General features: G+C 60.7%; 5 protein-coding genes and 2 pseudogenes. 2 read left to right on the top strand and 5 right to left on the bottom strand.

Features of this window, described 5'->3' with window-relative positions:
• On the bottom strand, positions 1–1,264 hold a 1,264-nt coding region (locus QU481_RS23385), incomplete at its 3' end, for an RNA-guided endonuclease InsQ/TnpB family protein (protein WP_289832261.1).
• Between the two features lie 21 nt (positions 1,265–1,285).
• Between QU481_RS23385 and tnpA the strand changes: the two are divergent.
• Positions 1,286–1,700 (top strand): annotated as a pseudogene (gene tnpA, locus QU481_RS23380) (IS200/IS605 family transposase).
• 258 nt (positions 1,701–1,958) lie between these two features.
• Here the strand turns inward: tnpA and QU481_RS23375 are convergent.
• From QU481_RS23375 to QU481_RS23355, 4 genes and pseudogenes are all read right to left on the bottom strand, one after another.
• The gene (locus QU481_RS23375; protein ID WP_289832356.1) at positions 1,959–2,831 is read right to left on the bottom strand and encodes an RNA-guided endonuclease InsQ/TnpB family protein; all 873 of its coding nucleotides are present in this window, start codon (positions 2,829–2,831) and stop codon (positions 1,959–1,961) included.
• Positions 2,813–3,211, bottom strand: a complete 399-nt coding sequence (locus tag QU481_RS23370; protein ID WP_289832355.1) for a hypothetical protein — start codon at positions 3,209–3,211, stop codon at positions 2,813–2,815. Before QU481_RS23370 ends, QU481_RS23375 begins: the two co-directional genes overlap by 19 nt.
• A gap of 219 nt (positions 3,212–3,430) precedes the next feature.
• Positions 3,431–3,679, bottom strand: a pseudogene (locus QU481_RS23365) (transposase); the annotation flags it as partial.
• 424 nt (positions 3,680–4,103) lie between these two features.
• Positions 4,104–5,018 (bottom strand): LysR family transcriptional regulator, encoded by a 915-nt coding sequence (locus QU481_RS23355; RefSeq protein WP_289832354.1) that lies wholly within the window; start codon positions 5,016–5,018, stop codon positions 4,104–4,106.
• Between the two features lie 107 nt (positions 5,019–5,125).
• Between QU481_RS23355 and QU481_RS23350 the strand changes: the two genes are divergently transcribed.
• Positions 5,126–5,800 carry a carbonic anhydrase family protein gene (locus tag QU481_RS23350; RefSeq protein WP_289832353.1) on the top strand — a complete coding sequence of 225 codons (675 nt, stop codon included), beginning with the start codon at positions 5,126–5,128 and terminating at the stop codon, positions 5,798–5,800.
• Positions 5,801–6,148: the final 348 nt, after the last annotated feature.

Raw genomic sequence — 6,148 nt, 5'->3', positions numbered from 1 at the left:
TTGACATCCTCCCCCGCCTAAAGTCGGGGGGGGGGCCAACGGCGCTCAACCCGGCATCGAGCCGGATTGGGGCGTTTCGGTGGGTTCCTGCTGCTGTCGGCATTACCGCACCGTTCACTTCACAGGCTAACCGGGCGTGTCCCGCCCTTAATACGTTGAGCGCGCCGACCCGGTCGGCGTTGTCCTCGACACCGCATTGGACGCAGACGAACCGAGCTTGCGTCCGCCGGTTGTCCGCCGATACGTGGCCGCAACACGGGCAGGTCTGACTGGTGTTCTGCGCCGGAACGGCGATCAGATGCCCGCCGTGCCACGCCAGCTGGTAGTCCAGTTGGCGGCGGAACTCGAACCCGCCCTGATCGAGGATGGCCTTGTTCAGGCCGGACTTGGCCCGAACATGCTTGCCCGGTTGCTCGGTGGTGCCTGCTGCCGACTTGGACATGTTCCGCACCGGCAAGTCCTCGATACACACGAGCGCGTGGTTTTGGCTGATCGTGGTCGTGGCTTTGTGCAGGTAGTCGTGGCGGGCGTTGCCGATGCGGGCATGGAGACGCTGGACGCGGGCTTTCGCCTTCTGCCAGTTGCGACTGAACTTGGTCTTGCGGCTCATGGCTTGCTGCGCCTTACGCAGCGCGCTTTCGTACCGCTTGAAGCTGTTGAGCGGTGCGTAGAACGTGCCGTCCGACAGCGTGGCGAAGCGGGCAATGCCCAAGTCGATGCCGACCGCGCCGCCATTGGGGACGGGCTGCTCAACCTCGCGTTCAGTCTGGATGCTGACGAACCACTTGCCACCGTTGGCCGACACCGTGACCTGCTTCACCTCGCCCAGCACATCGCGGCTGTGGCGGTAGCGCAGCCAGCCGAGCTTGGGCAGGAAGAGGCGGCGGTTGCGCTGATCGAGCTTGATCTGTTTGGGATCGGGATAGCGGAAGCTAGCGGACTGGCCCTTCTTCTTGAAGCGCGGGAAGGCCGCCCGCTTGGCGAAGAAGTTGGCGTAGGCCCGCTCCAGGTCCTTGAGCGTCTGTTGCAGCGGGTGCGTCGGCGCCTCGGCCAGCCACGGTGTGTCTGGCCCGTTGCGCCACGCGGTGAGCCGCTGGCACAGTCCGGCATAGCCGAGCTTCTGCTCGCCACGCGCATAGCGTTCCTTCTGCAACGCCAGCGCCTTGTTGAACACGAACCGGCACGATCCGGCGAAACGGCGCATCAGACGCTGCTGGTCGCCGGTCGGCATCAGTTCGTATTGGAAGGCTTGGCGGCGTTGCATGCAGATAGAATAGTTTGGTCGATGAGTAACGACAACGCTATGCGGCACGGAAGACACGGCGTCTTTCTGCTGCCGGTGCAGTTGGTCTTCGTCACCCAATACCGCCGGGACGTATTCACCAAAGCAATCCTCGACGACCTGCGCGGCCTCTTCACCAGCGTCTGCGCTGACTTCGAGGCGGAATGGGTGGAGTTCGACGGCGAGCACGATCACGTCCACCGGCGGGTGAGCGACCCGCCGAAGGGGGCGGTTTCGGTGTGAGTAAACAGCCTGACAGGGTTTCCAGCCGCATGATGCGCAAGAAGAACGACCCGAGTATCCGTAAGCAGCGGTGGGGCGATGCACGGTGGTCGCCGTCCTACTTGCCGGTAGCGGTGGCGGCGCACCGATCAAGATCATCCGCCAGTACCTCGAACAGCAGCAAACGCCACACTGACCACCCAAAGGACGCCTACGGCGTCCGCGTTATCCTTCCCCGCCCTGAAGACCGAGGCTTGCCGCGCACCGGGTCAGTGGGGCTTCACACTGAGCCGTTGCCAGCTCCACATGCTCGCTTAGGGCGCGACTCATGGGAGAGTCGGTGGCAATCGCAGCCACAATCGAAGAGGCGACTTCACGTCGCACACAGTAGTTCCACACCAGGTTCACCGCTCTCGCCTGCGTGCGCAGAAAGGCGCTGTGCTTGTCTATAGAACTACCCACCACTAACGGCTAAACGCCGTGTAGTGGGGGTTTCCGGGTTCTTCGATCTGCGCGCAGTTCGGTTGCCCGAACCACGACTTACCCTGATCTCCCCCGGCGTGGCCGTCGTTGCCGACGACGGTTCGGCGCGCTCCGCGCCTACCTTGTTCTTGAGCCTCATCGTTTTTTTCTTGGCCTTGGGCTGATAGGCCCCCGACAGTAACAGCTGCACACCGCGCCGGGCGATGTTGAGGCTGGCATTGTCGTCCGCGTTGGCCATGAATCCGCACTGTTGGCAGACAAAGCCGGCCTGCGTTGGCCGGTTGTCCGGGTGAATGTGTCCGCACGCGGAACATTCCTGCGACGTGTGATGCGGTGCGATGGCGAGCATGAGCTTGTTCGCGCGCATCACCTTGTAGTGAGCGAACTCACGGGTTTTACCCCATGCGCTCGCGAGTATCTTCCGGTTCAGTCCGGCTTTGGCTCGGTCGCTGTTGCGTTGCCAGCGACCGTGCTCGTCCTGTTTGGCCTTCTGCTTCTTGGCCATCGCCGTCACCCGCAAGGCTTCGAACACGATCAGGCGCGTCTGTTGCGAGGCGGCATCGACCAGCCGGTGACTGGTTTGATGGGCGAAGTCGTGCCGCACGTGCTTGGCGTATTGCTGGCGCGCCACAGCGTGCGCCTTGGCTTTTTCGCTCTGCCGTTGGAACCTTGGATACGCTGCGCCATCCGGAGCTGCCTGCGTTGTTTGGCCCGTTCCTGCTTCGCCATCCGGCGCTGCTGGACCGGCAGGAAAGCGTAGTGGCGCTGTGCGCCCGCTCAGACCGGGATGGCGATGCCGCGATCCACGCCCACGGTCGCCGCGAGCTACGCGGCCTCCTCCCACGTTTGCAGCTCAGCGGCGATGTCCTGTTCGCTCGGCACGGGGATGTCGTCCTGATTGCAGAACGACACAAACCACTTGCCGCTGAGCGTGATCACGGCAGGTGCCTCGTGCGGCCGATGGGCCGTATACGCGATCTCGCCCACCGGGAATTTCGCGGTGCCGACGCGCAGGCGCTGACCGATTATGGCGCCGCTGGCTTCGTCGAATACAGGCAGGAATTTAAACAGTTCGCAGGTGATCCACACCGATTGCGCGTGGTGTTTGCGCTGGATCGTGGGGCGCCCGGCCAGCTTCGGAAAATTACGCCCGTAGGCTTGCGCCCATTTGGTCGCGCCATTGCGCAAAATCTGCGAGGGGACCGCGAACAGCCACGGTGACAATGCCTTGTCTTTAAACTGGCTGCAGCTCTGGTCGATGGGCGGATATTCGCCGGTTAACGCCAGCGCCTTGCGGTGTAAGGTCCGGAAATACCTGCCCTCGCCAACCTTGGCGCTGTAGATGAAGCGCTGGCAGCCGATTCATTGCCGCAGCGTATGGGCCTGCACCGCGGTCGGATAGCAACGAAAGCGAAATCCGGTATCCATGCAGAATATGCTAGTGCTGATGCCGGGCAGCGTAGCTTTCCCTCCGCTGGAGCGCTGTTTGGGAACCAACAGCAGCCAGGCCGCCACTTGCCGTCCGTTCTCAAAGCTTTTTGCATTTCCGATCGAGGCGACCAATGCTGTGGCAGTAATGGGGCCGATCCCTGGAATCTCGGCCAACTGACGGCTAGCCGCACAGTTACGGTGCCATTGTTGAATCTGGAACTCGATTTCGCCGACCTGACGGTCAAGTTCTTTCAAATGATCGGTCTGAAGGGCGCTGTTTACGGTGGCACGAATAATGGTGATTAAGTGATTGATATTGCTTGAGAATCAGGGGTTATGCGCCGAGGAATAAAATCACCTCTCTTAGAGGGAGACCTGGCCGGGTCGAAACTGCATTGGAGTGCACGGCGCTGTTGCAGAACTCCGCCGCTCAGTCGCTGGGTTCTGGAGTCCAGTAGTTTTGCTGCATGAGTAAGCCGTCACCCGCAAGTACCGCACAACGAACTGGAAGACCTACAACGCTGCCTTGAAGCGACGAGGTTCGCTGATGATCTGGCTAGACGCAGAAGACCTTCGAGATCATTCAGCAGGTGGCGGCGCAGGGCGTGACGATGCGGCTGGTCACCCTCTCACCGGAGCAACGACAAGTAGTTGAGTCAAGCAGCCTTTCAGCTATCCTTGCCGCCTATAAGCCTGACTCGCGCCGCTCACTCCATTCCAACGCTGTTCGTTCGAGATGTTCGAGAAATACCGCCGCAACTGGAGAAAGCCTTTTGCCGCGTGGATAAAGTGTGAACCACCGGGATTGGAGTGGAAAACCGTCCACATTTAGAATGGTCAGTTGATCGTCCGCTGGACGCGCAGGAAGAGCATGACGCGAAACCACTGCAAGACCGAGGCCTCCGGCAACAGCCTGCTTGATCGCCTCATTGCTGCCCAACTCAAGCCTGACTTGCGGCACGAAGGCAGCGCGCGAGAAAAACGCGTCGCATGCGAGGCGTGTGCCTGAACCACGCTCCCGCAGGATGAAGCGTTCGGCCGAGAGGTCAGCGAGTTCCAGATGGCGCCCCTTCAGTCGGTGCCCGTCGGAGGCAATCAGGACCAGTGGATTGGGCAGGAACGCGTGCTGTTCGAGGTCGAGGTTCTCGGGCGGCATCGACATGATGTATAGATCATCACGGTTTTCGCGCAGGCGTGCGACCACACCGTCGCGATTCAGAATCTCGAGTGCAATCTCGATGTTCGGGTGTTCCGTACAAAAGTTGCCCAGCAGGCGCGGTATAAAGTACTTCGCGGTACTCACCAGCGCGACGCGCAAGCGTCCCTGTTCCAGCCCCTTCATGGCATTAAGGGTCTGCTCGAATGCGAGCCACTCGTCGAGCATCGCCCGTGCCGTCCCGGCCAGTGCCTCGCCGGCAGCGGTCAGGAAAAGACGTTTGCCGATTTGCTCGTAAAGAGGCAGACCGGCGGCCTCGGCAAGCTCGCGCAGTTGCATCGACACCGTCGGCTGTGTGACATGGCAGGCCTCCGCGGCAGCAGTGACGCTACCGCGCTCGGCCAGCGCCAGAAAGAGGCGCAACTGGCGAAAGGTGGCATTCATAGATATTTATCGATCAATATCATCGTAAATATCTATTATTGCTTATTTTCTCTCGTAGGTAATATTGCGACCCAGCGCAATCGCTGGAAAGCTGGATACGACTCACCATGAAAACGCACACCTCTGAAACCCAGGCCACCGTCACCCCGGCACTCGCCCTGCAATTCCTCAAGGAAGGTAACGCACGCTTCGTCAACAACCTGCGCGCGAGCCGCGACCTGTTGCAGCAAGCCAATGAAACGCGCGATGGTCAATGGCCATTCGCCACCATCGTCAGCTGCATCGACAGCCGTACATCGGCCGAGCTCATCTTCGACCAGGGCCTCGGGGATATCTTCTCCGTGCGTATCGCCGGCAATGTGATCAACACCGACATCCTCGGTAGCCTTGAGTTTGCCTGCAACGTGGCCGGGTCGAGACTCATCGTGGTGCTCGGACACTCCTCATGCGGCGCCATCAAAGGCGCCTGCGACCACGTGGAACTTGGGAACCTGACCGAACTGCTGTCGAAGATCCAGCCCGCCGTGTACCAAGAGGGCCAGACGCTGGAACCGACAAAGCGCAATTCGAAGAACCCTGCGTTCGTCGAGAATGTTGCCGACCTGAACGTACGCCATTCGGTGCGCTCGATCATCAACCGCAGCTACATCCTTGAGCACATGGTCGCCGCCGGCAAGATCGGCATCATTGGCGCCAAACACGACCTGGCCACTGGCGAAGTCACCTTCTTCGATGACACCTGGTTGAATGACAAGGCATCTATTCAGGCGATGGTCGGGTAGGGGACAGTCTTTACGCTTGATCGGAATCAGACCCTGACCGCCTGCTGGGCGGTCTGCGGTCGGCTCGACCATGAGGTGGGCACGACCTGTCAGAGAGGGCCTTCCACCTGTTCCAAAAAACTTGCTCAAAGTAGAGCAATGGATTTATCCGCACTTCGTTGACGCGGCTTGCGCCGACCAACTGAAGCCTCTTGACGCTCAGTTGCGCCGGAGGAACGTGATTGCAGAATCCGCAGCACCTCGCGGTGCGGCATGAACCGGGCAATAGCCGGGTCATGGAGCCGGTGTTTCACATTCCGGGCAGCGTTGAAATCCGCTTGGGTCACGTCCCCGTTGGCACGGTGAAAT

Origin of the sequence: Crenobacter oryzisoli (assembly GCF_030385785.1) — a bacterium.
GTDB classification, from domain to species: Bacteria; Pseudomonadota; Gammaproteobacteria; order Burkholderiales; family Chromobacteriaceae; genus Crenobacter_A; species Crenobacter_A oryzisoli.
This window is presented reverse-complemented; position numbering and strand designations above follow the sequence as displayed.